The sequence below is a fragment of the Streptomyces sp. CA-179760 genome (genome assembly GCF_050937045.1).
Lineage (GTDB): Bacteria > Actinomycetota > Actinomycetes > Streptomycetales > Streptomycetaceae > Streptomyces.
In genome coordinates, this window is sequence record NZ_JBNJLZ010000001.1 from 278700 (window position 1) to 304240 (window position 25541).

Consider the following 25541-nt stretch of genomic DNA (forward strand, 5'->3'; position numbering starts at 1 on the left):
ACGTCGATCGGCTCCTCGGCGGGCCTGACCTCGACGACGTCCGACGCCTTGTACCCCGGCCACTTCTCTCCGGTCGTCTTCTTCTGCTGGGGGCCGGCGGGCTCAGCGGGTTGCCGCAGGCGCAGCGCACCCGGGGCACGCCGCGGTCGTCGACGAGGACGGCCGTGCCCGCCTGGAGGACGGCCTGGTACCGCGTGGCGCGGCCGTTCTTGTAGCCGTGGTTGGTGACCCAGGTGTCCATCCGCAGCTGCGCGGGGGTGAGCGAGCGCAGGTAGGCGGGGACCTCGGACGGGTCGATGCCCTGGACCGACGCGAACGCGCGCTGCTTGTCCGGAGCGCCCTTGAGGTACGTGATCTGCTTCTCCACGTCGCAGCTGGCGACGTTGCGAGTGCCGCCGTACAGGCCGGGCGTTCCGCCCCGCACTGCCCGGACGGTGTTCGGCGGCGCCGTTCCGGCGGGCGTCGGCGTGACCGACGGGGCGGAACTCTCCTTGGCCGTCGAGTCGGTGAACGGGTCCGGGCCGGTATCGGCCGCGGGCTGCAGCAGCACGTCGCCGTCGGAGGTGCTGGTCCCTCCGTCGGACGCCCCGGTGCCGCCGTCGGGGCGGGTGAACACCACGGCCAGGACCACGGCGGCCACCACCGCGCCGGCGATCAGCGCGACACGGGGCACGGAACCCCACCACGGGCGGCCGGGCTCCGGTGGCTCACCGCCCCCGCTCGGCGGTTCGGAGGGCGGGCCGCCACCCCCGAGGGCGGCTCGGAGGGACCCGACAGCGGGCCCGAGGGAGGTCCTGTGGGGCGACCGGACGACGGCGGTTCGACGCTCACGAGCTCTTCTCCCGACGTGGGTTCTGTACAGCCTGCGCACACCCGAGGCGATCAGTACTGGTATATACCGCTTCTTCCACTACGGGTTCATTGTGTGCCCCGGTCCCGTACGGCCCGCAAGCCGACGCGGACGGACCTCCCGACGGGCGCCCCGGGCGGGCGCTGCTTAGCGTGGCAGCGTGAGTTCGCGCACCTCCTCCGGCCAGGCACGTACCTCCGGCGCGCGGGCCGTCGCCCGCCACGGGTGGGTGCACGCCCTCGTCACGGTGCTCGGCGGGCTGCTCGCCATGATGGTGGTGGCCACGCTCGGCCTGTGGGCCGCCGGGGCCGCGGACCTTCCGGACGGCGCGTTCGCCCCGGTGGTGATGGCGACCGTCGTCACCGCCGTCGGGGGCACGGTGAAGCTCTCCGGAAGCGCCGGCGACTTCGCCGACACCCAGGCCGGACTGACCGTGATCCCGCTGTCCGTCACGCTCACGGGGGCGCTGGTGATCGCCTGGGGATTCCTGCGGCCGCTGCGCCATCGCGCGGTCGCCGGCGCCAGGGAGCTGGCCGGCTGGGCCGCCAGGATCGCGGCCCTGTGGCTGCTCGCCCTGATCGGCCTGACGCTCGCCGCCCGCCACACGTTCGAGATCTCCCTCGGCGACGAGCAGCTGGGCGAACTCGGCGACCTGTTCGGCGCCTCGCCGAAGATCGGTTTCACCACCGACGTTCCGCTGTCCGTGTTCGTCGGTCTGGTGTGGCTGGCCGGTGTGCTGGTGCTGGCCCTTCTGGTGTCACGCGGCGCCCCGTTGCCGGCCGGGCTGCTGCGCTTCCAGACGTCGGTACGGCCGGCCGCGTACGCGATGGTCGCCCTGCTGCTCGCGCACGTCGTCATCGGCGTCGTCATCGCGCTGGTCGTCGCGGCGACGCGAGGCCACGCGGCGGAGACGTTCGCCGTGATCCTGCTCGGCATGCCCAACCTGGTGTGGCTGGCTCTGACGATCGGCCTGGGCGCGACCTGGACCGGCCGCGTGGAGGGGCCGTTCGGCCTGCCCATGCCGCAGGTACTCGACGAGGTGCTGCGCACTCCGGACATCTCGGAGCTGAACCTGCGCACGCTCTCCGAGCACGACGGCCGGGTGTGGTGGCTGCTGGTCGTCGACGTGGTGCTGCTGCTGGCAGCCGCGTTCTTGATGGCGGCCCGCTCTCCGGCCCGGGTCCGGGCCTGGCAGCACGCCGTGCACACGGCGGTCGCCCTCATGCTCACGGTGTTCATGATCTGTCTCGTCGGACGCATCTCCGCGCACTACGGCCTCTCCGTGCTCGGCATCGGCGACCTGGGCGGGAGCCTCGGGGGTGAACTCTTCCTCAGACCCCGGCTGTGGGGTGCCGTCGGCCTGGCCGTCCCCTGGGGTCTGGTGACCGGGTTCGCCGGAGCGCTGCTGGCGCGGCACGTACGGCGCCGGGGTGAGGTCCGCTCCGACAGCGAGAGCTGACACCAGGGCGCTACATCCGCTGCCGGAAGACCGGTTCGGCCCAGCGCGGCGGCGGCTTCGGCCGTTCCTCCCCCGGCTCCCGGCCCGCCCGGGTGGGAGTGTGTCCGACGGCGGGCGTGGCGCCGGTCGTCGCGGCGCGCAGGGCGGCGACGAAGGCGAGGCAGGACGGGTACCGGTCGTCGGGGCTCTTGGCGAGGGCCTTGGCGAGGACGGGGTCCGTCTGCGCGGCGAGGTCGGGCCGGGCCTCGGTCAGCGGCGGCGCCTCGTCGTACTGGTGGGCCCACAGCAGGGCCATGTCGTCGTCCCGGCGGAAGGGCGGGTGGCCGGCGAGGATCTCGTAGACGACACAGCCGAAGCCGTACACGTCGCAGCGGGCGTCGACCGGGCGGCCCGAGATCTGCTCGGGAGCGACGTAGTCGAGCGTGCCGACGAACTGGCCGACGGTGGTGAAGCCGGTCAGTGACAGCGACTTCTTCGTCAGGCCGAAGTCGGTGAGGTAGGCGTGCTCGGGGTGGTCGCTGTCGGTGCCGCGGGCCACCAGGATGTTGCCGGGCTTCACGTCCCGGTGCACCAGGCCGTGGTCGTGGGCCGCGTCGAGCGCGGAGGCGACCTGGGCGGCGAGACGCAGAGTGGCGGCGGGGGACAGCGGGCCCTCCCGGTCGAGGAGATGACGCAGGTCGCTGCCGACGACGTACCGCATGGCGATGTACAGCACGCCGTCCGTCTCACCGGCCTCGAAGACCGGCACGATGTGCGGATGGTCGATCGCCGCGGCGGCCCGGGACTCGTGGGTGAAGCGGCGCCGGAAGGTGTCGTTGCGGGCGAGTTCCGGGGCGAGCAGCTTCAGGGCGACGGTGCGTTCCAGACGCAGGTCGCGGGCCCGGTAGACCACGGCCATGCCGCCCCGGCCGATCTCCTTCTCGATCCGGTACCCGGCGATCTGCTGCCCGAGCAGCTCGGAGGGCCGCCCTGAGAACAGGCTCGTCTCGCGGGTCAACGGGTGTCATCCTCGGGCGACACGACCCGGGTGGGCTCGGACCCCACGACGCGCGTGGGCGGCGCCTCGGCGGGGGCGTCCGGGTCCTCGGCCTCTTCTTCCGCCTCTTCGGGAGACACCACGCGCGTGGGCGGTGCGTCCGGAGGCCGGGCGGTCTCCTCGGCCTCCTCGGGGCCACGAGGCGAGTGGGCTCGGGGACCTCGGCGGACACGACCCGGGTCGGTTCGGGAGCCTCCGGCGGCACCACGCGCGTCGGCTCAGGCGCCTCGGGCTGCGCGGCACGCACCGGTTCAGGCGCCTCCGGCGGCACCACGCGCGTCGGCTCAGGCGGAACGACCGGCGAGGGCGGTACCTCGCCCCGGGGCGGTTCCTCGGCCGCATCCGGGGGCACCACCCGCGTGGGGGTGGGTGCCGGGGTCTCGGACGGCCGGGACTCCGGCTGGGAACTCGGTGTCTCGTCCGTCGCGTACGTGGTCGCCCGGGTGCCGTCCGCGTACACCCAGTGCCCGTGCGCGGCGTCGTAGAGCCACACCGACTCGCCGTCGACGACGACGCCGATCCGCAGCCCGTGGGTGCGGGCGTGGAAGGACTCCCGGTCGAGGCCGCCCGCGAGGTCCTCCACCGCGGACCGGTAGCGCGCCAGGACCTCCTGCGCGCGGGTCAGCAGGGGACGCGGATCGGCGGTCCGGGTGAGCGGCCCGTCCGCGGCGGGCGGATCCTGCGGTACGGCGACCAGCCGGCGGCCGTCGACCCAGGCCGACCAGCCGTTGAAGCACAGCACATGCCCCCAGTCGCCCTGCTGCTCGACGAGCTGCACCGGCAGCAGGGGGTCGAGGTCCACGGTGGGCCGGGCCGGGTCGGGTGCCTCCCAGGCGGGCATCCCGTGCTGCGGGACGACGTGCGTGGGCCGGAAGCCGGGAGTCGTCATGGGGGCTCCCTACTTCCGCATCACGGCCGGTTCGTGCCGGCGCAGCAGCCGGGACACGAGGAAGCCGAAGAGCGCCGACAGCACGACCAACATCCCGACGTCGAGCAGCCACACGCCCGCCGAGTGCTCGAAGAGCGGATCCTTGGTCAGCTCGTCGGGCACGATCCGGGCCAGCCCGACGGTGCCGGCCATCGCGGCCAGCGCCCAGCGCGCCGGCACCAGCCAGCCGAGCTGCTCCAGTCCGGGTACGCCGTCCAGCTTCAGCAGGGCACCGCAGAAGACGACCTGGACGATGGCGACGAGCACCAGCAGCGGCATCGTCACCTCTTCCTTGCGCACCAGCGCCGAGATGAGCAGCCCGAGCATCATCGCTGTGAACGCCAACAGGGCGACGGCGACCGTGATTTCCACCAGGGGCGGCATCAGCACGCCTTCGTCGCCGGGCGCGCCGAGGTCCACGCCGAGCAGGGCGACCAGGGTCAGCACCACGGCTTGGAGCACGGTGATGACGCCGAGGACGACGACCTTCGACATCAGGTACGCCGATCTGGACAGGCCCACCGCGCGTTCCCGCTGGTAGATGACGCGTTCCTTGACGAGTTCGCGCACGGCGTTGGCCGCGCCGGTGAGGACCGCGCCGACGCACAGGATGAGCAGCGTGTTCATCGCCGTGTCTAGGGTCAGCTTGCCGCCCGACAGGGCCCGCGCCATCACGCCCATCACGAACGGCAGGGCGATCATGATGATCAGGAACGTGCGGTCGGCACTGAGCGCGGAGGCGTACCGGCGCACCAGGGTGCCCAGCTGGGCGGACCGGCTGCGCGGCCGGGGCGGTGCCGTGATGACGACAGGCCCGGACCGGGGCTGCCGGGGCTGGGCGGTGGCCTCGGCGACGTAGTGGTCCCGGAGCGGCGAGGCGCGGTAGTCCCCCGCCCAGTCCCGGTCCTTGTCCCGTTCGAAGGCCTCGAAGGCCTCGGGCCACTGCTCGAAGCCGAAGTAGGCGAGGGCGTCCTCGGGCGGTCCGTAGTAGGCGATCTTCCCGCCGGGTGCGAGCACGAGGAGCCGGTCGCACACGTCCAGGCTGAGGACGCTGTGGGTGACGACGATGACGGTCCGGCCGTCGTCGGCGAGGCCGCGCAGCATGTGCATCACCGAGCGGTCCATGCCGGGGTCGAGGCCGGAGGTCGGCTCGTCGAGGAACAGCAGTGACGGCTTGGTGAGCAGTTCCAGGGCCACGCTGACGCGTTTGCGCTGGCCGCCCGAGAGGCTGTGCACGGGCTGGTCGACGCGTTGCTCCAGGCCCAGTTCGCGGATCACCTCGTCGACCCGGGCGCGCCGCTCGGCCCTGGCGGTGTCCTGCGGGAAGCGCAGCTCGGCGGCGTAGGAGAGGGCTTTGCGGACGGTCAGCTGGGCGTGCAGGATGTCGTCCTGCGGGACGAGGCCGATGCGCTGACGCAGCTCTGCGTAGTCGCGGTAGAGGTCGCGGCCGTCGTAGAGGACGGTGCCGTGGTCGGCGGGCCGCTGGCCGGTGAGGGCGTTGAGGAGCGTGGACTTTCCGGCGCCGCTCGGGCCGACGACGGCGAGCAGGCACTTCTCCCCCACCGGGAACGACACGTGGTCGAGCAGCGTCTTGCGGCCGCGGTCGACGGTGACCGCGAGGTCCTGTACGTCGAGGGAGATCTCGCCGGTGTCGACGTACTCCTGGAGTTCGTCGCCGACCAGGCAGAAGTCCGAGTGGCCGATGCCGACGATGTCGCCCTGGCGGACGGGGGCGCCGGTGACGCGGCTGCCGTTGAGGTACGTGCCGTTGTGGCTGCCCAGGTCGGTGATCTCGTACGTGCCGTCGGGCAGGGCGCGCAGCTCGGCGTGCCGGCGGGAGACCACCAGGTCGTCGACGATCAGGTCGTTGTCGGTGGCGCGGCCGATGCGGATGGTGCGGGCGGGCAGCGGCCTTACCGTGGTGGGCTGCCGGTAGGTGCCGGTCGCCGCGGGCATGGAGACGGCGGAGGGCCGTTCGGTGGCTGGTTCGGGACGGCCCAGCAGGACCACGCGCGGTCCGTCGGCCGGGTTGCCGAAGCGGATGACGGTGCCGGGACCGACGTCCCACTCGTGGATGCGGCGGCCCTCGGCGTAGGTGCCGTTGGTGCTGTTCTCGTCCTCGATGGTCCAGTGGCCGTCGGTGGGCCGCAGCACGGCGTGGTGCCAGGAGACCCGGTCGTCGTCGATGACGATGTCACTCAACGGGTCGCGTCCTACGTGGTAGTCGCGACCCGGAATCATCACGGTGGAGTCCGTCTCGGTCTCCAGCACGAGTTCTGGTGCTACCGAAGACTGCGCCATGACCAAGATTCTACCGATTTGCCCGCTTTACGCCTCTGCGGACGGAGTCAGGCCACGGGGATTCCCAGGCCGGGGGCCGTCCGCTGCATCCGGAGGGCGTCCACGGACTCGGCGAGCAGTTCGTATTCGGTGGTGTCGTCGCTGGTGGCGATGCGCACCAGCCGTCCGGCCGCCAACTCCTCGGCGATCCGCTCCTGGTGGCCGGGGTCGGCGCACCAGGCGCGCAGCTGTGTGGGCACGTCGGGCACGGTGTCGGCGACCGGCACGAGCGCGCCCGGCGGTAAGTGCTCGGCGTCGGGCTGAGGGTCGAGGCGCTGGGCGATCCAGGAGGCGCGGTCGCGCAGCCACCACAGGGCGAGGGCGAGGGTGGGCGCCCGATAGGTCCCCAGGGGTACTCCGATGCGGCGGCCGTCGCAAACCCCGTACGCAGTGACGTGACACAGGAACTCGTCGTGCACGTGACCTCCCCCGTTGCCCTGCCCGCCTGCCGGACTCGCTCCACCGCGGCTCGCGTGCTGTGCGTGAGGACACCGTCGCTGGATGTGAAAGCGCTCTCGCAGGTCAGTATGTTCACTGCTGAATCACTGTCACCACGACTTTCCGGCCACTCTCCTGGCATATTCACACCCTGAGTTGGCCGAAACCCGGCCGGGTGATCCGTGCCGGGTTCGCGACGTGCGGTGATCCGGGCCCTGACCAGCGAGTACGGCCTCCGGGCACCGGCCGACAGGTGCTGGGCGCGATGAGTTTCCCGGTGTCCGGCGGTCTGATGAAGGAGAGGCCGCCGAGCACCGGAGGACGTCATGGCCACGACCACAGATCTGGACGCGGAGTTCACCACGGTCCTGCGCAGGAGCCCCGCCGAGGGGGGCTGGACCTATCTGGTCTGGCCCCGGTCCGTCGAGTTCTTCGGCACCCGCGGCCTGGTCAAGGTCCGCGGGACGATCGACGGGCATCCGTTCCGCAGCTCCTTCATGGCGCTGGGCGACGGCACGCACAAGCTGCCCGTGAAGGCCGACATCCGCAAGGCCATCGGCAAGGAGGAGGGTGACACGGTGACCGTGCGGCTGGAGGAGCGGATCGGCTCCTAGACCGTGCCCGCTCGGCCAGGGCGGCTGCCCGCCCCCGGCCGAGAGGTCCCCTACTGCTTGACGATCGCGTCGATCCGGGCCAGCTCGTCCGCGTCGAAGTCCAGGTTGCGGATGGCGCCGACGCTGTCCTCGATCTGCTGCGCGCTGCTCGCGCCGACCAGCGCGGAGGTGACCCGGCCGCCGCGCAGCACCCAGGCCAGCGCCAGCTGGGCCAGGGTCTGGCCGCGCGACTTGGCGATGTCGTTCAGGTCGCGCAGCCGTCCCACCAGGTCCTCGGTGAGCGCGTCGGAGTTCAGGAACGGGCTGTCGCTCGCGGCGCGGGAGCCCTCCGGGATGCCGTCCAGGTAGCGGGCGGAGAGCAGGCCCTGCTCCAGCGGGGAGAAGACGATGGAGCCGACCTGGAGCTCGTCGAGGGCGTCCAGCACGCCCTCGTCCTCGGGGCGGCGGTCCAGCATCGAGTAGCGCGGCTGGTGGATCAGGAGCGGGGTGCCCAGCTCGCCCAGGATGCGGGCGGCCTCGCGGGTCTGCTCGGCGGAGTAGTTGGACACACCGACGTACAGCGCCTTGCCCTGCTGCACCGCCGAGTGCAGGGCGCCCATCGTCTCCTCCAGCGGAGTGTCCGGGTCGGGGCGGTGCGAGTAGAAGATGTCGACGTAGTCCAGGCCCATCCGCTTCAGGCTCTGGTCCAGGGAGGACAGCACGTACTTGCGCGAGCCCCACTCGCCGTAGGGGCCGGGCCACATCAGGTAGCCGGCCTTGGTGGAGATGACCAGCTCGTCGCGGTACGCCGCGAAGTCCGACTTCAGGAACTCGCCCAGCGCGGACTCGGCGGAGCCGGGCGGCGGGCCGTAGTTGTTGGCGAGGTCGAAGTGGGTGACGCCGAGGTCGAAGGCGCGGCGCAGGATGGCGCGCTGGGTCTCTACGGGCCGGTCCGGGCCGAAGTTGTGCCACAGGCCGAGCGAGAGCGCGGGAAGCTTCAGGCCGCTGCGTCCGGTGCGCCGGTAGGGCATGTCCGCGTAGCGGTCGGGGTGTGCGGTGTACAACGCGACTCCAGAGGGGTTGGCTGGCGCGGTCGGATGAAACCGCTGTCCACTCTGGCGTGACCTGCGCCCATGCGTCCAACAGAAGAATCCGATGGAATTCAGCGGCTACGCTTCTCAGTCATGGAACTGCGCCACTTGCAGCACTTCGTCGCGGTCGCCGAGGACCAGCACTTCACCCGGGCGGCGGAACGCCTCCTGGTCTCCCAGTCGGGCCTGTCGGCCTCGATCCGGGCGCTGGAGCGGGAGCTGCAGACGCCGCTGTTCGTGCGGACGACCCGCCGGGTGACGCTGACTCCGGCCGGGCGGGCGCTGCTCGGTGAGGCGGAGCGGATCCTGGCGCAGGTGCGGACGGCCCACGAGGCGGTGGCGGCGGTACAGGGCGTGCTGCGCGGCATGCTCGCGCTGGGCAGCGAGCAGTGCGTCGCCGGGGTGAATGTGGCGGGGCTGCTCGCCGCGTTCCGGAGGCAGCACCCGGATGTCGAGATCTGCCTGCGGCAGGCTGGCTCGGGGCCCTGGCGGAGGAGGTCGCGGCCGGGCGGCTCGACCTCGCCTTCGTGGTGCGGACCCAGGAGGACACCGACCAGCTGAGGTCCGTGCCGCTGACCAGCGAACCGATGACGGTCCTGTGCCATCCCAGCCACCGGCTCGCCGCCGCCGGTGCGCCTGTCACGCCGGCGGATCTGGGTGGAGAGGTGTTCGTCGACTTCCACCCGGACTGGGGGCCGCGCCGCACCACCGACGCCGCGTTCGCGGCGGCGGGCGTGCGGCGGACCGTCGCCCTGGAGGTGAACGACGTGCACAGCCTCCTCGACCTGGTGGACGAGGGACTGGGCATCGCCGTCGTGCCTCGGCACTTCCGGCACAAGCGAGCGTCGCTGACCGCCCTGCCGGTGGAGGGCACCGGCGAGATGCCGTACGAGACCGTCGCCCTGCTGCCGCCCGCGCAGGCGACCAGTCCGGCCGCGCGGGCGCTGATGGCCCTGCTGGAAACAGGGGGTCTGGCAACACCCCAGGAGGGTGTCTGCCCCTCCTGACCCGGACCGTCTCACGTCGCAGACTCGTGACCGTACCCAACGACAACTGCGGTCAGGAGTACGGAAGATGGCGATCCACACGCGACGGAACGTGCTGCGAGGCGCGGCCGCGATCACGGCGGCCGGCGGACTCGTCGGCACCGGGGCGGGAGCGCGGCCCGCGGCTGCGGCGCCGGTCCCGGCGAAGCGGCACTTCCCCTTTCTCGAGGGCGCGTTCAAGCCCGTCACCGAGGAACTGACAGCCTTCGACCTTCCGGTCACCGGCCGCATCCCGCGCGAGCTGAACGGGCGCTACCTGCGCAACGGTCCCAACGTCCTGGGCCTGGAGGACCCGCGCGCCCACCACTGGATGCTCGGCGACGGCATGGTACACGGCGTCCGGCTGCGCGACGGCCGCGCCGAGTGGTATCGCAGCCGGTGGGTGCGCTCGTCCCAGGTGGCGAAGAAGCTCGGCGAGCCCTATCCGGGCCCCGTGCCGCCGGACGACTTCCCCTGCAACACCCATGTGATCCCCTACCGGGGACGGATCCTCGCGCTCCAGGAGAGCGGACCGCTGCCGTACGAACTCGACGACGAGCTCCACACCGTCGGCACGTACGACTTCCGGGGCACCCTGAAGGGGCCGTTGACGGCGCACACCAAGTTCGACGTGCACGCCGGTGAGCTGCACGCGATCGCCTACTACCCGACCTGGGACCATGTGCGCCACCTCGTCGTGGACCCGACGGGCCGGGTCTCGCGCACCACGACGATCCCGGTGGCGGACGCGCCGATGATCCACGACTTCGCGCTCACCGAGAACCACGTGGTCATCCTCGACATGCCGGTCACATTCGACCCGGCGGGCGCCGAGCGCGGCGACATCGTGCCGTACGTCTGGAACAGGAAACACCCGGCGCGGGTCGGCGTCCTGCCGCGAGCAGGTGGCGCGGTGCGCTGGTTCGAGGTGGACCCGGTGTACTACTCGCACACCCTCAACGCCTATGAGGAGGGCTCGGACATCGTCATCGACATGACGAACTTCGACGCGCCCTTCTTCGTGGCCGGCCGCGGGTCGGGTGGGCCGTACGGGGCGGGGACCGCCCGGCTCGACCGCTGGACGGTCGACCTGCACCGCGGCCGGGTGCGCACAAAGACGCTCGACGACCGTCCGCAGGAGTTCCCGCGCGTGAACGAGTCGCTGGTGTCCCGCCGGCACCGCTACGGCTACACGGCGGCGTCGGCGGAGATGACATCGGCGTACCTTACGGCCGACGGCAGCCCGCCCGACCGGGCCTTCGGCAACGCTTTGTTCAAGCACGATCTGCTGCGCGGCACGGCGCAGGTGCACCGGCTGCCGCGGGGCTCGGCGGCGAGCGAGGCCGTGTTCGTACCGTGCGACCCGGCCGACCCGGGCGCGGCCGAGGACCACGGCTACGCGATCGCGTACGTGCACGACCCCGACCGCGGTGCGTCGGACCTGGTGATCCTCTCGGCCCAGGACTTCACCGGCGAACCGGTCGCCCGGATCCATCTGCCGGGGCGGGTGCCTCTGGGCTTCCACGGGAGCTGGGTCCCCGACGCGTGAGGTGACGCGATGGGCGATGGTGGACGTATGCATGCAAAGGACGTCCTCATCGAGGCTCACAGCCGCATCAGGGAAGAAGTCCACGCCACCGTCGAGGGCCTCGGCCCCGATGACCTCGCCGCCAGGCCCGCGCCCGACGCCAACTCGGTCGCCTGGCTGGTCTGGCACCTCACCCGGGTCCAGGACGACCACATCGCCGACGCCTTCGGCCTCGAGCAGGTGTGGCTCGCCCAGGACTGGGAGAAGCGCTTCGGTCTTGGCCTGCCCCGCCACGACACGGGCTACGGCCACAGCCCCGCCAAGGTCGCCAAGGTCCGGGTCGACTCGGGCGAGATGCTGACCGGCTACTACGACGCCGTGCACGACCAGAGCCTGGAGGCCCTGCGCGGCCTGGCCGCCAAGGACCTGGAGCGGGTCGTCGACGAGCGGTGGAATCCGCCGGTCACCCTGGGGGTCCGGCTGGTCAGCGTCCTGTCCGACGATCTCCAGCACATCGGACAGGCCGCCTACCTGCGGGGACTCCTTCAGAGCGCGGCTTCGTAGCCGGGCAGCACGACGTCCCGGATGAGCGCGTTCCGCTCGTCGAAGGGCAGGAACGCGCTCTTCAGGGCGTTCACCGTGACCGTGCGCAGGTCCTCGACGGTCCAGCCCGCCTGCTCGACCAGCAGGGACATCTCGCGGGTCATCGTCGTGCCCGACACCAGCCGGTTGTCGGTGTTGAGGGTGACGCGGAAGCCGAGGTCCTTCAGCGCGGTGATCGGGTGCTCGGCGATGGAGGTCGCGGCTCCGGTCTGGAGGTTGGAGGTCGGGCACATCTCCAGGGCGATGCGCCGGTCGCGCACCCAGCCGGCGAGACGGCCGAGCTTGCCCGCCACGAGGTCGGGGATGTCGTCGGTGATGCGCACGCCGTGCCCGATGCGCTGGGCGCCGCACACCTGGAGGGCCTGGTGGATGCTGGGCAGGCCGTGCGCCTCCCCGGCGTGGATGGTGAACGGCACGTTCTCGCGGCGCAGGTGCTCGAAGGCCGCGAGGTGGTCGGCGGGCGGGAAGCCGTCCTCGGCACCGGCGATGTCGAAGCCGACGACACCGGCGTCGCGAAACGCCACGGCCAGGTCCGCGGCCTCGCGCACCCGGTCGAACATGCGCATCCCGCACAGCAGGGTGCAGACGCGGACCGGGGTGCCCGCGGCCGCGGCCTTCGCCATGCCGGCGGCGAGGCCCTCCTGAACCGTCTCGACGACCTCGGCGAGGGTCAGCCCGCCGTTCGTGTTCAGCTCGGGGGCGTAGCGCACTTCGCCGTACACGACACCGTCGGCGGCGAGGTCGAGGACGTACTCCTCGGCGGTGCGCAGCAGGCCCTCGCGGGTCTGCATGACGGCGAGGGTGTGCTCGAAGGTGGCGATGTAGCGCACCAGGTCACCGGAGTTGGCGGCCTCGTAGTACCAGGCGGCGAGCTCGTCGGGGTCGGTGGTGGGCAGGGTGTGACCGACCGCGTCCGCGAGCTCCACGACGGTGGCGGGGCGCAGGCCGCCGTCGAGGTGGTCGTGCAGCACGGCCTTGGGCAGCCGGCGGATCAATGCGTCATCTACGCGCGTAGCAGTCATGGCGGGTCTTTCCTTGAGCGGGCGGTTCGAAGCGGAGAGGGAGGTCAGCCGGCGGGCTGGAGCAGGTCCCAGCGATTGCCGTACAGATCCTGGAAGACGGCGACGACGCCGTACGGCTCGTACCGCGGCTCCTCCAGGAAGGTGACGCCCGCGGCGGCCATCCGGGCGTGGTCGCGGGCGAAGTCGTCGGTGTGCAGGAAGAACCCGACCCGCCCTCCGGCCTGGTCCCCGACCCGGGCGGCCTGGGCCTCCCCCTTGGCACGGGCGAGCAGCAGACCGGCTCCGACTCCCGGGGCACCGGGTTCGACGACGACCCAGCGGGATCCGTCAGGCCGGGGCGCGTCCTCGACGAGCCGGAATCCGAGGGCCTGGGTGTAGAAGCGGATCGCCTCGTCGTAGTCGTCGACGACGAGGGTGACCAGGGCGATACGTCTCATCGGGACCTCTCGGAGCGTGCGGTTGACGGGAGAGGTTATACGTAAAACGCACGGGACGCCAGTTACAGCGGAGCGACTGTAACTACTAGTATGTACATTCATGGTCGACAACTTCTCCGGAGGCCCCATGCCCTTGGTCCGCATCGACACGCTCCGCGCCGGCCCCGAGCGCCTCGCCGCGATCGGCCGTGCCGTCCACGACGCCCTGCGGGAGACGCTCGGCATTCCGGCCGACGACCGGTTCCAGATCCTGAGGGACCACGACGGCACGAGCGGGACTCTCCGGTACGACGACTACCTCGGCGTGCACCGCGACGACGGCATCGTCTACGTCGCGATCACGCTCCGCTCCGGTCGCACGCCCGAGCGGAAACAGGCGCTGTACCGGAGAGTCGCCGAGCTCGCCCAGGCGTACGCGGGCACCGAGCCGAGGAACGTCTTCGTGGTCCTGACCGAGAACGAGTCGGCCGACTGGTCACTGGGCCAAGGGCTGGCGCAGTACCTCGATTCCTCTCGGACCTAGTAGTGCTTCGTTACGTTGAGTGATCTCGGTTGATTGTGGGCAGCTTCCCGGGGTGAGGTTGGGGGAGGTGGAACGGCTCCGGGGTGAGTTGGCGGAGTTCGTTGCCGATGTGTTCGGGTCGTTGCCGCGGCGGGATCAGCGGCGGTGGGGCGAGTGTTATCTGCGGGGCCTGATGCTCGATGGCCGGCGCAAGTCGGTCCAGCCGATGGCCGAGCGTCTGCCGGACGGGAACATGCAGGCCCTGCAGCAGTTCGTGAACCAGTCGCCGTGGGATCCGCTGCCGGTCAGGCAGCGGATCGCCGAGCGGCTGTCCGAGGTGATCACACCTGAGGTGTGGGTGATCGACGACGTGTCGTTCCCCAAGTGCGGCAAGGCGTCGGCCGGAGTGGCCCGCCAGTACTGCGGAGCACTCGGCAAACGGGCGAACTGCCAGGTCGCGGTCAGTGTCCATGCCGCCACCGACACCGCCTCGTGCCCGTTGCAGTGGCAGTTGTATCTGCCGCGTGAGTGGACGGATGAGCCGGACCGATGCCGCAGAGCAGGAGTCCCCGACGACGTGGTGCACCAGGAGAAGTGGCGTCTCGCGCTCGGCCTGCTGGACACGCTCGCCGACTGGCGGTTGAAGGCGCCGGTCGTGGTCGCCGACGCCGGATACGGCGTCAGCACCCCCTTCCGGCTCGGCCTTGAGGAGCGAGGGCTGTCCTATGTTCTGGCCCTGAACGGGAAGGAAGTCGCTCACCCGGAGAATACCGAGCCGCACCAGCCTGCTTACGGTGGGCTCGGGCCGCCCACCCTTCCCCGCTATCGCACCCCACCACGAGCCGTCTGCGTCCTCGCAGCGGAGGCGGGTGCGGAGCGGTTCACCGAGGTGACCTGGCGGCAGGGCAGCAAAGGCGCGATGACCTCACGGTTCGCGGTGCTGAGCGTGCGGCCCGCGGGCAAGCAGTCCCTCGCCGCAGCCCAGGCGGCGGGCGGCGGCCGCAACCAGTGGGACGGTGTCCTGCCCGTCCAGACACTCCTCGTTGAATGGCCGGAGGGCCAGGACACTCCGACGGACTACTGGATATCGAATCTGCCCGCCACCACACCGGCCGCTGACCTGGTGCGGTGGGCGAAGATGCGCTGGCGGATCGAGCACGATTACCGCGAGCTCAAGCATGGCCTGGGACTGGACCACTTCGAGGGCCGCACCTGGCGCGGCTGGCACCACCACGTCACCCTCGTCACCGCCGCCCAGGCCTTCCTCACCCTCAGGCGGCTCGACCCAAAAGTCCGCACACCGGCCTGACCCTCTACCAGGTCCTCGACATTCTTCAGGACCTGCTCAGGTGCTGGACCGGTACCTGCACCACCTGCGGACGCCCCCTGCCCAACCCCCGAAGAAGCCACAGACAGCCCAGAACCTAACGAAGCACTACTAGGGCCTGCCGTTCGGATCACGCCGCAGACGCGGGGTCCGGCACGCGCATCTGCCGCGTTGTCGTCGGTTGCCGATGCTCCGCATCGCCGCCCTCCTCCGCCTTGCAGCTGCACGCACCAGACCCCGCTCACCGGCGATTACGAGGAACCGTCAGTTTCCTGCGACCTGATCCAAACCCCAGCCAGCCGCGTCACCAACCTCTCCGAACAGCACACCTAGACCTTCGGCCTACGCCCGCAGCCCGAGGCGGCACCCCCGGCCCGGCCGCTAACGTCCCGTCCATGAAGATCACCGAGCCACCTCGCACCCCCGCGCGGCGCAAGGCGGACCTGCTGGTCCGGCTGGAGCGGGAAATCGACATCTGGGTCGCCACGGCCGACGCCGAAGGGCTGCCGTGTCTGGTTCCGCTGTGGTTCGTGTGGCACGACGAGGCCGTGTGGCTGTGCACCCGGCTGACCAACCCCACCGGCCGCAATCTGCGGGACGGCCGGCGTGCCCGGCTGGCCTTCGGGGACACCCGGGACGTCGTGCTCGTCGACGGCGACGTGGAGACCTTCGCCTCCGGCGAGGTGCCACCCGCCGCGGCCGAGGCGTTCCGTGCGAAGACCGGCTGGGATCCGCGCGAGGACCACGCGTCGTATGCGTTCTTCCGGGTGCGGCCGCGAGCGGTGCAGGCGTGGTGCGAGGTGCAGGAGTTGCCCCGCAGGCATCTCATGCGGGACGGAAGCTGGGCGGTCTAGCCGATCGCCCCGGCTCTCCGCCGCGGTGCGCTCAGCCGATCCAGTTCTTCGGCGGTGAGGCGGATCGCACCCGCCGCCACGTTCTCCGCCAGATGGCCGGGGTTACCGGTGCCGGGGATGGCGAGGACGTGGGGGCCCTGGTGCAGCGTCCAGGCGAGGCGGATCTGTGCTGGGCTCGCACCGTGGGCCCGGGCCACGGTGCGCACCTCCTCGTCGTGGGCGGTGGTGGCACCGTGCTCCCCGCTCTCGCCGGCGACGGCGTAGAACGGCACGAAGGCGATGCCCTGTTCGCAGCAGATCCGCAGCAGTTCGTCGGTCGCCGGGTCGGGACGGTCGAGGGCGTACCGGTTCTGCACGCAGACCACGGGCGCGATGGCCTGTGCCTCGGCGAGGTGGCGGGGCTCGATGCCGGAGACCCCCAGGTGCCGGATCAGGCCCGCCTCCCGGAGCTGCGCGAGGGCTCCGAAGTGCTCGGCGATCGAGCCGTACTTCGGCATCCGGCGCAGGTTGACGACGTCCAGGTGGTCGCGGCCGAGCTGGCGCAGGTTCTCCTCGACGTGGCCGCGCAGATCCTCGGGGCGGGCCGAGGTGCCCCATTCCCCGTCGTAGGCCCGGTACGGGCCCACTTTGGTGACGATGACCAGGTCGTCCGGGTACGGCCCCAGCGCGGTGTTGATGAGCTCGTTCGCCGAGCGCAGCGACGAGAAGTAGAAGGCGGCCGTGTCGATGTGGTTCACACCGAGGTCGATCGCCTTGCGCAGGACGGCGATCGACCGGTCGCGGTCGCTCGGTGTGCCGTGGTGGAAGGCGGCGCTGCCCGTCAGCCGCATCGCGCCGTAGCCGAGGCGGTGGACGGGCAGGTCGCCGAGTTTCCAGGTGCCCGCGGCGTCCGCGGTGATCGTCTGTGAGCTCATCGGCGGAGTCTCACATACGCCACGGGGACCGGTGTGGCCGCTTTACGGATATGTGTACGAGTTGAGGGCGGCGACGGCGGAGGCCGGGTTACCGCGGTCGTAGTGGTCCACGGCGAGGAAGTTGGGCTTCTTGCGGGCGGCCGGCCGGCAGAACCGCTGCGCTCGGTCGGCGAGTTTGGTGTTGTCCGTGGCAGCCGTGGCGGTGAGTCCGGCGTCGCGGAAGTGGTTCATGACGAACAGCGGGCGGAATCCGGGTTCGGTGCGGGTCAGCGGGATGTTCGTGCCGGCGTCATACCAGCGGCTGTAGCAGGACCAGTCGGAGGAGCCGATGGGCGAGCCCATGGACCAGTAGTTCTCGACGGTCCATTCGCGCTGGTACATGACGCCGAAGCCGTCCCGGGTCAGGCCCGCCGCCTGGTCGGCGGAGCGGCTGTGGTCGGTGAAGATCAGCAGGCGGTGGCCGGCGGCGGCCAGGTCCGCCATCGTCGGCCAGCCGTTCTGCCGTACGCCGGTGCGGTCGGGCCGGTACAGCACGTCCGACAGGCCGTTGACCCTGGCGAGTTCCGCGCGCAGGACGCCCGGGTCGACGTAGTCCTCCAGGAAGACGGTGACGAACTGGTCGGGGTGGGCCTTGAGGAAGTCCACCATGCGTTGGAGGTCGACCCAGAGGGCGACCGGTTTGCTGACGAGGGTGCAGCTGTTGTGGCAGAGAATCGCGCCGTCGGGGGTCTGATGGATGTCGAGCATGAATCCACGGACTCCGTCGGCGAGTTGCCGCTCGATACCGCGCGTCTGGTTGGGCACGAGGTTGACGAAGGGCGGTGCGAAGCCGCCGTCGACGCCGTTGGCGTACGCGTTGTGCGAGGTGAGGAACGTGACCTGGTCCAGGGTGCGTTGACCCTGCGGCGGCATGGGGCCGGTGGCGGGGTCGACGGGGGTGAGGTACCACACTGCGAGGTCGCCCGCCCCGCCGACGGCGAGCCGGGCGGGGTAGGTGGCGCCGGACGGCTTGGGGGCCACCGTGAGATGGCGTGCGGTGCCCGGGGCCTTGAGGGTGTAGCGGTCGGTGCCGGCCGGGGTGATCTCCCAGACGGCGTCCGCGCTCGTACAGGCGACGGTCGCGGCCTGGTCGCCGTTGCGGCCGAGGCAGTTGCCGGGTGTGTCGGTGTTCTCCAGCAGGTGGGTCGACCCGTTCGGCTGCAGCCGCCACTGCTGGCGGTCCTCGTTGCCACGGGGTCTGTGCTGCTCGACCGCTCCGCCGCTGTCGGCCGCGTTGAGCCCGGTCGTGGCGCTCTGGACGTAGTACGTGCCCGCGGCCGGAACCGATGCGGCAGCGGCGGGCGGAGGCGCCACGACCGCGGCGGCCAGCGCGGCGGTCGTGGCGAGCAGGGCGTGGGGGGTGCGCAGACGCATGAGGGATGCCCTTCGTCGGACTGATCAGGACCGATCGGGGTTGATCAGGTGCATGACATCCCGTATGACACCACGCCCTGGGGTCCGGCGTCAGCAGTAGAGGTTGCCGCCGGGTGACGTCCCGAGGATCTGCGTGAACCGCTGATAGTTGCTGACGCGGCTCTGCACCTGCGCCGGGTTCTTGCCGTCGCACTCCAGGGAGCCGTTGATGCTGCGGATGGTCTGGCCGAAGCCGGCGCCGTTCACCATGGCGTTGTGCGGGGTCATGGTGCCGGGGCCGGTCTGGGTGTTCCAGTACCACAGGGCCGTCTTCCAGGCGACGGCCGAGTCGTTCTGGACCAGCCAGGGGTTGTTCAGCAGGTCGATGCCGAGCGCGTCACCCGCGGCCTTGTAGTTGAAGTTCCAGCTCAGCTGGATGGGGCCGCGCCCGTAGTAGGCGGCCTGTCCGGCCGGACAGCCGTAGGGCCGGCTCCAGTCGCAGTAGTGCGGGTAGTTGGCGGTGTTCTGCTCCACCACGTGCACCAGGCCGCCGGTCTCGTGGCTGACGTTGGCGAGGAAGGCGGCGGCCTCCTGCTTCTTCACCGTGTCGCCCCCGGTGTTGGCGAAGCCGGGGTAGGCGCTCAGGGCCGCGGTGAGCCCGCTGTACGTGTAGAAGGAATTCCGGTGCGGGAACATCTGGTTGAACTGCGCCTCGGTGACGACGAAGCGCGCGTGGGGTGTTCCCGGCCCGCTGTCGCAGGCGTAGGGCTCCCAGTACCAGGTGCTGATGACCGGGTCGTAGCCCGGGTTGGCGTGCTCGGCGATGTACGCCTTGCCGTCGGTGTAGCGGACGATGTCTCCGGCGTTGTACGACTTGCCGGCGGTCCAGTTCGGGTAACTGGAGCACGCGGCGGCGGAGGCGTTCGAGGCGGGCAGCAGCACCGGGGCGGTGCCCGCGAGGGCGAGGGTGACCAGGACGGCGGACAGACGGCGTCTCGACACGGGATCGACTCCTTTGCGGAGCACGGCCGCACCCGGCCAGGCAGGGCGAAGCAGGGCCTGGGCGCACGCGCCGGCCGGGCCGGTCACGGCGTGGGGCGGCCGTGGTGGGGGTGTGGAGGCACACTCAATCGCGTTGGTCTGTACCAGTCAAGGGTGTAGACCAGTCATCCGCGTGCGGAGCTGCCGGGGGCTCACACGGGGGCCGACTCGCCCAGCGTCGCCGCGAGTCGGTCCAGCAGGGACCGCAGCAGCTCGTCGTCGCCGTCGCCCAGCGTGGGCCGGCCGGTGTGGACCGCCCGGTCGACGCGCTGCCAGTACTCCCGGCCGCGCGGGGTGAGGTGGGCGAGGACGCGGCGGCGGTCGAACGGGTCGACCCGGCGGTGCAGCAGATTCTGGTCGACAAGCTGGTCGACGAGTTTGGTCAGCGTCGGAGGCGGCAGGAAGACGGCCTCCGCGATCGCCGTCATGTGGTGCCCCTCGCCCTCGGACAGCAGGGCCAGTACCCGCCACGCGTCGAGCGAGCAGCCCTCCTCCTCCAGCACGGCCTGCAGCCGCCGCGCCGCGAGCCGCTCGGCCCGCGTCAGCAGCTGCACGAGGTCGTCGGACCGACGCGGGGATGGGGTGGCCATGCCGCTCCTAGCTAGAGGTGCGTCCATGGTAAGAGACGCACTGGAGTTCGTACGGTGGAGCCGGAATCATGATGGCATGTTCCGGCACGACCTCCCCGCGCCCGAGTGGTTCACGGCCGACGACTCGGTGCTCGGCGTGGCCCTCGTGTTCCCCCTGAGGGGGCCGGCCGGGATCTTCGGGCCGACGTGCGAGCTGTGCGCGCGGCTGGCCGCCGAGGAGGTCAACCGGGACGGCGGCGTGCTCGGCAGGGAGCTGCGGCTCGTCCCGGTCGACGGCTCGGGCCCGCCGTACGAGGTCGCCGGCCAGGTCGAGGCGCTGGTCGACCTGGGCGTGGTGCAGGGCGTCACGGGCTGGCACATCTCCTCGGTGCGCCAGGCGCTGGCGCCGAGGATCGCGCACCGCGTGCCGTACGTGTACACGGCGCTGTACGAGGGCGGGGAGGACACCGCGGGCGTGTTCCTGACGAGCGAGACCCCGCGCGATCAACTGCGGCCCGCGATGGATCTGCTGGCGCGCGAGCGCGGGGCACGGCGGTGGTTCGTCGTCGGGAACGACTACGTGTGGCCGCGGCGTACGGCACGGGCGGCCCGGGTGTACGCCCGTGCGTCCGGCGGATGTGTCGCCGGTGAGGCCTATCTCCCGCTCGGCACCGACGACTTCGGGCCGGTGCTGCGCCGCGTCGAGCGCGCCGACGCCGACGGGGTGCTGATGCTGCTCGTCGGCAGCGACGCGGTGCGCTTCAACCGGGCGTTCGCGGCGCACGGCCTGCATGCGCGCTGTCTGCGGCTGAGCACCCTGATGGACGAGAACATGCTGATGGCGAGCGGCCCGGCGGCCACCGAGGACCTCTACAGCACGGCCGGCTTCTTCGCCTCGCTGGCCAACGGGGACACTCTCGACTTCCACGGGCGGTACGCCACCCGCTACGGCGTCGACGCACCCGCCCTCGGCAGCCTCGGCGAGTCCTGTTACGAGGGTGTGCTGTTGCTGGCCGCGCTGCTGCGGCGGGCCGGGACGCTGGACGTGTCGGCGATCGGCGCGGCGGCGGGCGCGGTGTCGTACGAGGGCCCGCGCGGGCTGCTGCACCTTCGGGACAGTCATGTGCGCCAGCGCATCTATCTGGCCCGTGCCGACGGTCTCGACTTCGACGTGCTCACGGAGCTCGACGTACGTCCCTGAAACGACACACCCCCGGATCGACACTCCGCGCCGTGCGGCCAGGAGAATTTCTCCCATGACCACCACACCTCATCCCCTTGTCACCCGCGCACGACGACTGGCGCACGATCTCCTCGTCCCCGACGCCGAGCGCGTCGACCAGGAGGGTGTGCCGGCCAGCCATATCGCGGCCGTGAAGCGGTCGGGGCTGCTCGGGGTGGGCGCGCCGCAGGAGTACGGCGGGGCGGGCGCGCCCGTCGGCGTGGCGCGGGAGACCGCGGAGATCCTGGCCGGGGCGTGCTGTTCCACATGGTTCGTGCAGACACAGCACCACACCCCGGTGAAGCTGCTCGCCACCTGTGACTCGCCCATCCGCGAGAAGCTCCTACGGCCGCTGGCGACCGGTGAGGTGATGGCCGGTATCGCGTTCGCCCATGTCCGCGCCTTCCCCCGCGTCCCCGTGCGGGCGGTGCCCGATCGGGGCGGCTGGCGCTTCGGGGGAACGGTGCCCTGGTTCACCGGCTGGGGTCTGAACGACGTGATGCTGCTGGCCGGTGTGACGGAGACGGCCGAGGTGGTGTTCGTCCTCGCCGAGGCCCGCGAGCAGCCGGGGCTGTCTCCGTCGGCGCCGATGCGGCTCGCGGCACTGACCGCCGCCCGTACGGTCTCCCTGGAACTGAACGGCCTGTGGGTGCCGGACGAGGCTGTCGTGCTGCGCGTGCCACAGAAGGAGTTCGCCCTGGTCGACCTGCCGCGGGCCGCCAACGCCAGTCCGGCCGTCTTCGGAGTGGCGGAAGCGGCGCTGGACCTGGTGGCGGACACCCCGGACGGCCAGGACGCGGCCCGCTCACTGCGGGCCCGGCTGGACGAGGTCCGGCGGGAGGCCTACGCGCTGGCCGACCACCCGGTCCCCCACGAGTGCGTCCCGGAACGCCTGTCCGTGAAGACACGCGCCTACGACCTCATGCGCGCGGCCACGACCGCCGCGGTCGTGGCCGGGGGCGGCCGGTCCATGGCCCTGGACAGCCGGGCGCAGCGGCTGGCCCGCGAGGGGATGTTCCTGCTGGTGCAGGGCCAGACGACCGAGGCACGCCGGACGCACCTCGGCGCACTGGCCTCCGGCTGACCGAGCGGCGTCAGGGACGGCTCGGCACCCCGGTGCGGGACCTTGCCGCAGAACTCCGCTTCGATCACATCGACGTAGAGCGCTCCGTCCCGGAGCCAGTCACCGTTGATGTTGAACGTCAGCTGGTGCTCACCGTCGTGTATGCCCACCGTCGCGGACACGGAGCCGTTCGTACGACCGGTCTTGCCCACCAAAGGGGCTCGTTGGAACCGGTTGAGGTCGCCAAGGAATGCGCGGCTCGTCTCGCGCCCCGGCCCCGGACCCGGGTTCCTGATCCCGGCCGGGATCAGGCTTCGCCGTCCGATGGAACCACCACGAGGAAGGCGTCCGACTCCAGATCCATCACGACGGTGGCGGGCTCACCCTCGGCGCGGCAGCGCGCCGCGTACTCCTCCGCCGGCCACGATCCGCGCGGGGCTCCCGCCGGGAACCGCTCCAGGACCTTCGCGCTGATCGCCGTAGACATGTCCGCTGCCCTCCGCTGTCCCGCGCCACCCGTCGGGCGACGTCGATCGGTCACTGCCGTATCCCTCCGATTGCCCGCGATCCGCCCGGACATGTACCGCCCGGTAGGAGCCCGCACCCCTGCACAACCCCTACACATAAAGGAAAAATAAGAGCAGAATGTGCTTACGCGGCGCTTACCGCATACCCCACCAGACGCGGTCGCCCTGTAAGACGAAGGAGACGAGTCATGGCCAACGTCTCGCCCACCAGAGGTGACATCACCAGCCACCCTGATGCCTCCGAGATGCGGGATCGGTACGCCCGCGTGCTCGGTGGTCGCGATGTGGCGCTCGTGGACGGACCGGTGTTCCTGCTGGGTCTGTACTGCGCGGCCTCCCCGTGGATAGTCCACTACACGACCAGCCAGCCGCCGCTCGTGACGCACAACCTGATCATGGGTATCGCGATCGGTCTGCTGGCACTCGGGTTCACTCGTGCTCCGGAGCGTATGTACGGGCTGAGCTGGGCCATGTGCGCCCTCGGGGTGTGGATGATCATCTCGCCCTGGATCGTCGGCGAGAGCCCGGACGCCGGAGTCGTGTGGAACAACATCATCATCGGTGCACTGGCCGTGCTGCTGGGTCTGGTGTGCGCCGGAACGGCCGCGAAGGCCTCCCCGAGGCCGTAGCCCCCGCCGGGAGGGAGACGAAGGCCGGTCCGCGCTCCCGGACCGGCCCTCTCGTGTCCGCATCCTCATGTCACCGTCCACGCCGCGGGCGGCCACGGGGCGCGGGCCCGGAGTGTCCCGGCCGCCAGGGGGCACACGCACTGCAGCGGGGGATCTGAGGAGAAGGGGCGGAGATGGAAGTCGACGGCATCATCAGTGCCATCGTGATCGGCATCGTCATCGGCGTCCTGGGCCGGCTCGTGGTCCCGGGCCGTCAGCGAATCGGAATTCTGTGGACGATCGTCGTCGGCATCATCGCCGCGCTGATCGGCTCCGCACTCGCCGGCGCGTTCGGCGTGGCCGACACCAAGGGTGTCGACTGGGTCGAATGGCTCATCCAGATCGGCCTCGCCGCGCTCGGCGTCGCCGCGCTGGACCGTTCGAAGGTACGCCGCTGACGGCGTAGCGAGCGACGGCGATCGACAGTACGTGCGCGACACCAGGAGTCATCCGGCTCCGGTGTGCCGCGGCCCGGCGGCCCGGCACACCGGAGCCGGTTCCGGCTGGTGCTCCCCGGCACCCCGGCCGGTGCGCCCCCGGCATCAGCGGCCAGACGGCCGCATCGCGGCGAGCCCCTCGCCGCTGGACGCATAGCGCGGAGTCCAGCCCAGTTCGCGTTCCGCCTTGGCACAGGACATCCGCAGCCGCGACGCCATCACGGTGTGCGCGTACGACATGGGTTTCATCAGCCACAGCGGCACGGTCATCGGCTTCGGCAGTCCGAACGTCGCGGCCACGCTCTCGATGTGGGCGCGGAAGCCGAGCGGAGTTCGGTCCGCGATGTTGTACGCCTGCCCCGGCCGGCCACGTTCCACGGCGGCGGCCACCGCGCGGGCCGCATCGGTGAGTTCCACCCACGGCAGCACCCGGTCGCGGTCGCCGGGCATGGGCAACTGCCGCCCGCGCAGCAGCGGCAGCAGGGCGTCGGTGCCGCCGGGGCCGTAGAACAAGCCGAAGCGAAGCGCGATGCCCTCCAGCGCCTCCGACTCGAAGGTGAGCCGCTCCTTGGTCCGCATCCCGGCGATATGCCGCTCCAGCCGCGGCGTTCTGCCGGGCGGACCGAAGGGGTCGTCCTCGGTCAGCGGGCGGTCGCCGTGATCCCCGTAGCCGTAGCCGAAGACCATCGACTCAGCGACGAAGCGGCGGGCGCCCGTGGCATGGGCGGCCTCGAGGAGGTGGGCCGTGCCCTGGGTGCGCAGCGCGTCGGTGGCGTCCATGTCGCGGTCGCGCATCGGTGGCTTGCGCAGGGCGGTAGCGGCGTGGATCACGGTGTCGAAGTGGTGTCCGTCGACGGCGCGCAGCAGCGCGTCGCGGTCCATGAGGTCGGCGCGGACTCCGTTCTCCCGGCTCCGGCCGAGTCCGGTGACCTTGTGGCCGGCCTCGGTGAGCGCGTGGGTGATGTGCCGTCCGAGGACACCGCTCGCGCCGGCGAGGAGGATGCTCTGGTTCTTCCGGTTCGTCGTCATGACCATGCGACGGATCGGACGGGCGGTGATGTGACATCCGGACGGTCGCACGCCCCGCCCGCCGTAAAGTCCTGTTGATCACTTCGTCACGCGGAAGGGCCCGGCACCATGGTCGTGAAGGACACGGAACTGCTTCACCTGCGCCGCTGCGTGGAGCTCGCGGCCGAGGCACTGGACGCCGGGGACGAACCGTTCGGTTCGGTTCTGGTGGGGAGAGACGGCACGGTCCTCGCCGAGGACCGCAACCGTGTGGCCTCGGGCGACCACACCCGGCACCCCGAGTTCGAACTGGCGCGCTGGTCGGCGGCTCATCTCACACTCGAGGAGCGGGCGGCGGCCACGGTCTACACCTCCGGCGAGCACTGCCCGATGTGCGCGGCGGCGCACGCCTGGGTCGGCCTGGGACGCATCGCCTATGTCGCCTCGTCCGAGCAACTCGTATCCTGGCTGGGCGAGTTGGGAGCCCCCGCGCCACCGGTGCGGACACTCCCCGTCCATGAGGTGGCACCCGGTGTGATCGTGGACGGTCCGGTGCCGGAACTGACGGGTCGGATCCGGGATCTGCACATGAGGTTCCATCGCGGGCGCGACTGAGCCGCCCCCGGATTCCTCGCTCCCATCGAGGGGCGCCGCCCGCCCGAGATGC

The 25541-nt window shown here is 71.2% G+C and carries 25 protein-coding genes and 2 pseudogenes; 14 read left to right on the top strand and 13 right to left on the bottom strand.

Features of this window, described 5'->3' with window-relative positions; all coding sequences use genetic code 11:
- Positions 1-11: 11 nt before the first annotated feature.
- Positions 12-871: pseudogene (locus ACQEV8_RS01360) on the bottom strand (DUF6777 domain-containing protein); the annotation flags it as partial.
- Positions 872-1010: 139 nt separating this feature from the next.
- Between ACQEV8_RS01360 and ACQEV8_RS01365 the strand changes: the two are divergent.
- The gene (locus tag ACQEV8_RS01365) at positions 1011-2309 is read left to right on the top strand and encodes a streptophobe family protein (RefSeq protein WP_432956606.1); all 1299 of its coding nucleotides are present in this window, start codon (positions 1011-1013) and stop codon (positions 2307-2309) included.
- 10 nt (positions 2310-2319) lie between these two features.
- Here ACQEV8_RS01365 and ACQEV8_RS01370 read toward each other — a convergent pair whose 3' ends face one another.
- Positions 2320-3306, bottom strand: a complete 987-nt coding sequence (locus ACQEV8_RS01370; protein WP_432956608.1) for a serine/threonine-protein kinase — start codon at positions 3304-3306, stop codon at positions 2320-2322.
- 185 nt (positions 3307-3491) lie between these two features.
- On the opposite strand from ACQEV8_RS01370, the gene ACQEV8_RS01375 reads away from it, so the two are divergent.
- The gene (locus ACQEV8_RS01375; RefSeq protein ID WP_432956610.1) at positions 3492-3830 is read left to right on the top strand and encodes a hypothetical protein; all 339 of its coding nucleotides are present in this window, start codon (positions 3492-3494) and stop codon (positions 3828-3830) included.
- A gap of 413 nt (positions 3831-4243) precedes the next feature.
- On the opposite strand, the gene ACQEV8_RS01380 is transcribed toward ACQEV8_RS01375, so the two are convergent.
- On the bottom strand, positions 4244-6574 hold the full coding sequence (locus tag ACQEV8_RS01380; RefSeq protein WP_432956612.1) for an FHA domain-containing protein: 2331 nt from the start codon (positions 6572-6574) through the stop codon (positions 4244-4246).
- Positions 6575-6621: 47 nt separating this feature from the next.
- Complete coding sequence (locus ACQEV8_RS01385) at positions 6622-7032, bottom strand: hypothetical protein (RefSeq protein WP_432956614.1); 411 nt, start codon at positions 7030-7032, stop codon at positions 6622-6624.
- Positions 7033-7377: 345 nt separating this feature from the next.
- On the opposite strand from ACQEV8_RS01385, the gene ACQEV8_RS01390 reads away from it, so the two are divergent.
- Positions 7378-7665 carry a DUF1905 domain-containing protein gene (locus tag ACQEV8_RS01390; RefSeq protein ID WP_432956615.1) on the top strand — a complete coding sequence of 96 codons (288 nt, stop codon included), beginning with the start codon at positions 7378-7380 and terminating at the stop codon, positions 7663-7665.
- A 50-nt stretch (positions 7666-7715) separates the two neighbouring features.
- Here the strand turns inward: ACQEV8_RS01390 and mgrA are convergent, their stop codons facing one another.
- Positions 7716-8708: an L-glyceraldehyde 3-phosphate reductase gene (mgrA, locus tag ACQEV8_RS01395; protein ID WP_432956617.1), complete on the bottom strand. Its 993-nt coding sequence runs from the start codon at positions 8706-8708 to the stop codon at positions 7716-7718.
- Between the two features lie 120 nt (positions 8709-8828).
- Between mgrA and ACQEV8_RS01400 the strand changes: the two are divergent.
- The 3 genes and pseudogenes from ACQEV8_RS01400 (at position 8829) to ACQEV8_RS01410 (ending at position 11852) form a co-directional block, all read left to right on the top strand.
- Positions 8829-9742 (top strand): annotated as a pseudogene (locus tag ACQEV8_RS01400) (LysR substrate-binding domain-containing protein).
- A 67-nt stretch (positions 9743-9809) separates the two neighbouring features.
- Positions 9810-11309 carry a carotenoid oxygenase family protein gene (locus ACQEV8_RS01405; RefSeq protein ID WP_432956619.1) on the top strand — a complete coding sequence of 500 codons (1500 nt, stop codon included), beginning with the start codon at positions 9810-9812 and terminating at the stop codon, positions 11307-11309.
- A gap of 27 nt (positions 11310-11336) precedes the next feature.
- Entirely contained in the window at positions 11337-11852 is a 516-nt protein-coding gene (locus ACQEV8_RS01410) for a mycothiol transferase (protein ID WP_432956621.1), read from the top strand.
- Here the strand turns inward: ACQEV8_RS01410 and ACQEV8_RS01415 are convergent.
- Both ACQEV8_RS01415 and ACQEV8_RS01420 read right to left on the bottom strand, forming a co-directional pair.
- The gene (locus ACQEV8_RS01415; protein ID WP_432956623.1) at positions 11834-12913 is read right to left on the bottom strand and encodes an adenosine deaminase; all 1080 of its coding nucleotides are present in this window, start codon (positions 12911-12913) and stop codon (positions 11834-11836) included. The two genes, ACQEV8_RS01410 and ACQEV8_RS01415, sit on opposite strands and share 19 nt — an antisense overlap.
- Positions 12914-12957: 44 nt before the next feature.
- Entirely contained in the window at positions 12958-13350 is a 393-nt protein-coding gene (locus ACQEV8_RS01420) for a VOC family protein (RefSeq protein ID WP_432956625.1), read from the bottom strand.
- A 127-nt stretch (positions 13351-13477) separates the two neighbouring features.
- Between ACQEV8_RS01420 and ACQEV8_RS01425 the strand changes: the two genes are divergently transcribed.
- From ACQEV8_RS01425 to ACQEV8_RS01435, 3 genes are all read left to right on the top strand, one after another.
- Entirely contained in the window at positions 13478-13873 is a 396-nt protein-coding gene (locus ACQEV8_RS01425) for a tautomerase family protein (protein ID WP_432972308.1), read from the top strand.
- A 52-nt stretch (positions 13874-13925) separates the two neighbouring features.
- Complete coding sequence (locus tag ACQEV8_RS01430; RefSeq protein ID WP_432956627.1) at positions 13926-15161, top strand: IS701 family transposase; 1236 nt, start codon at positions 13926-13928, stop codon at positions 15159-15161.
- A gap of 413 nt (positions 15162-15574) precedes the next feature.
- Positions 15575-16033 carry a pyridoxamine 5'-phosphate oxidase family protein gene (locus ACQEV8_RS01435; RefSeq protein ID WP_432956629.1) on the top strand — a complete coding sequence of 153 codons (459 nt, stop codon included), beginning with the start codon at positions 15575-15577 and terminating at the stop codon, positions 16031-16033.
- On the opposite strand, the gene ACQEV8_RS01440 is transcribed toward ACQEV8_RS01435, so the two are convergent.
- The 4 genes from ACQEV8_RS01440 to ACQEV8_RS01455 form a co-directional block, all read right to left on the bottom strand.
- The gene (locus ACQEV8_RS01440; RefSeq protein WP_432956631.1) at positions 16030-16947 is read right to left on the bottom strand and encodes an oxidoreductase; all 918 of its coding nucleotides are present in this window, start codon (positions 16945-16947) and stop codon (positions 16030-16032) included. The genes ACQEV8_RS01435 and ACQEV8_RS01440 overlap by 4 nt on opposite strands.
- A 42-nt stretch (positions 16948-16989) precedes the next feature.
- Positions 16990-18354 carry a phospholipase gene (locus ACQEV8_RS01445; RefSeq protein ID WP_432972311.1) on the bottom strand — a complete coding sequence of 455 codons (1365 nt, stop codon included), beginning with the start codon at positions 18352-18354 and terminating at the stop codon, positions 16990-16992.
- A gap of 96 nt (positions 18355-18450) precedes the next feature.
- The gene (locus ACQEV8_RS01450) at positions 18451-19341 is read right to left on the bottom strand and encodes a glycoside hydrolase family 19 protein (RefSeq protein ID WP_432956632.1); all 891 of its coding nucleotides are present in this window, start codon (positions 19339-19341) and stop codon (positions 18451-18453) included.
- Positions 19342-19532: 191 nt separating this feature from the next.
- Positions 19533-19970, bottom strand: coding sequence for a MarR family winged helix-turn-helix transcriptional regulator (locus ACQEV8_RS01455; protein WP_432956634.1), 438 nt, complete (start codon positions 19968-19970; stop codon positions 19533-19535).
- Positions 19971-20046: 76 nt separating this feature from the next.
- Between ACQEV8_RS01455 and ACQEV8_RS01460 the strand changes: the two genes are divergently transcribed.
- Both ACQEV8_RS01460 and ACQEV8_RS01465 read left to right on the top strand, forming a co-directional pair.
- Entirely contained in the window at positions 20047-21150 is a 1104-nt protein-coding gene (locus ACQEV8_RS01460) for a substrate-binding domain-containing protein (protein ID WP_432956636.1), read from the top strand.
- A 55-nt stretch (positions 21151-21205) separates the two neighbouring features.
- Positions 21206-22255 carry an acyl-CoA dehydrogenase family protein gene (locus ACQEV8_RS01465; protein ID WP_432956639.1) on the top strand — a complete coding sequence of 350 codons (1050 nt, stop codon included), beginning with the start codon at positions 21206-21208 and terminating at the stop codon, positions 22253-22255.
- A gap of 286 nt (positions 22256-22541) precedes the next feature.
- Here ACQEV8_RS01465 and ACQEV8_RS01470 read toward each other — a convergent pair whose 3' ends face one another.
- Positions 22542-22721 (bottom strand): hypothetical protein, encoded by a 180-nt coding sequence (locus ACQEV8_RS01470; RefSeq protein ID WP_432956640.1) that lies wholly within the window; start codon positions 22719-22721, stop codon positions 22542-22544.
- A 228-nt stretch (positions 22722-22949) separates the two neighbouring features.
- Between ACQEV8_RS01470 and ACQEV8_RS01475 the strand changes: the two genes are divergently transcribed.
- Positions 22950-23390: an SPW repeat protein gene (locus tag ACQEV8_RS01475; protein ID WP_432956642.1), complete on the top strand. Its 441-nt coding sequence runs from the start codon at positions 22950-22952 to the stop codon at positions 23388-23390.
- Positions 23391-23563: 173 nt separating this feature from the next.
- Entirely contained in the window at positions 23564-23827 is a 264-nt protein-coding gene (locus tag ACQEV8_RS01480; RefSeq protein ID WP_432956644.1) for a GlsB/YeaQ/YmgE family stress response membrane protein, read from the top strand.
- A gap of 144 nt (positions 23828-23971) precedes the next feature.
- Here the strand turns inward: ACQEV8_RS01480 and ACQEV8_RS01485 are convergent, their stop codons facing one another.
- Positions 23972-24895, bottom strand: coding sequence for an NAD-dependent epimerase/dehydratase family protein (locus ACQEV8_RS01485; RefSeq protein WP_432956646.1), 924 nt, complete (start codon positions 24893-24895; stop codon positions 23972-23974).
- 108 nt (positions 24896-25003) lie between these two features.
- Here ACQEV8_RS01485 and ACQEV8_RS01490 point away from each other — a divergent pair, with 108 nt between their 5' ends.
- Positions 25004-25489 (top strand): nucleoside deaminase, encoded by a 486-nt coding sequence (locus tag ACQEV8_RS01490; protein WP_432956647.1) that lies wholly within the window; start codon positions 25004-25006, stop codon positions 25487-25489.
- Positions 25490-25541 lie beyond the last annotated feature (52 nt).

Coding starts and splice junctions, on each gene's coding strand:
- ACQEV8_RS01380 (WP_432956612.1), bottom strand. CDS start 6,574: ATGGCGCAGTCTTCGGTAGCACCAGAACTCGTGCTGGAGACCGAGACG.
- ACQEV8_RS01390 (WP_432956615.1), top strand. CDS start 7,378: ATGGCCACGACCACAGATCTGGACGCGGAGTTCACCACGGTCCTGCGC.
- ACQEV8_RS01405 (WP_432956619.1), top strand. CDS start 9,810: ATGGCGATCCACACGCGACGGAACGTGCTGCGAGGCGCGGCCGCGATC.
- ACQEV8_RS01410 (WP_432956621.1), top strand. CDS start 11,337: ATGCATGCAAAGGACGTCCTCATCGAGGCTCACAGCCGCATCAGGGAA.
- ACQEV8_RS01415 (WP_432956623.1), bottom strand. CDS start 12,913: ATGACTGCTACGCGCGTAGATGACGCATTGATCCGCCGGCTGCCCAAG.
- ACQEV8_RS01420 (WP_432956625.1), bottom strand. CDS start 13,350: ATGAGACGTATCGCCCTGGTCACCCTCGTCGTCGACGACTACGACGAG.
- ACQEV8_RS01425 (WP_432972308.1), top strand. CDS start 13,478: ATGCCCTTGGTCCGCATCGACACGCTCCGCGCCGGCCCCGAGCGCCTC.
- ACQEV8_RS01435 (WP_432956629.1), top strand. CDS start 15,575: ATGAAGATCACCGAGCCACCTCGCACCCCCGCGCGGCGCAAGGCGGAC.
- ACQEV8_RS01440 (WP_432956631.1), bottom strand. CDS start 16,947: ATGAGCTCACAGACGATCACCGCGGACGCCGCGGGCACCTGGAAACTC.
- ACQEV8_RS01455 (WP_432956634.1), bottom strand. CDS start 19,970: ATGGCCACCCCATCCCCGCGTCGGTCCGACGACCTCGTGCAGCTGCTG.
- ACQEV8_RS01460 (WP_432956636.1), top strand. CDS start 20,047: ATGTTCCGGCACGACCTCCCCGCGCCCGAGTGGTTCACGGCCGACGAC.
- ACQEV8_RS01465 (WP_432956639.1), top strand. CDS start 21,206: ATGACCACCACACCTCATCCCCTTGTCACCCGCGCACGACGACTGGCG.
- ACQEV8_RS01470 (WP_432956640.1), bottom strand. CDS start 22,721: ATGTCTACGGCGATCAGCGCGAAGGTCCTGGAGCGGTTCCCGGCGGGA.
- ACQEV8_RS01475 (WP_432956642.1), top strand. CDS start 22,950: ATGGCCAACGTCTCGCCCACCAGAGGTGACATCACCAGCCACCCTGAT.
- ACQEV8_RS01480 (WP_432956644.1), top strand. CDS start 23,564: ATGGAAGTCGACGGCATCATCAGTGCCATCGTGATCGGCATCGTCATC.
- ACQEV8_RS01485 (WP_432956646.1), bottom strand. CDS start 24,895: ATGACGACGAACCGGAAGAACCAGAGCATCCTCCTCGCCGGCGCGAGC.
- ACQEV8_RS01490 (WP_432956647.1), top strand. CDS start 25,004: ATGGTCGTGAAGGACACGGAACTGCTTCACCTGCGCCGCTGCGTGGAG.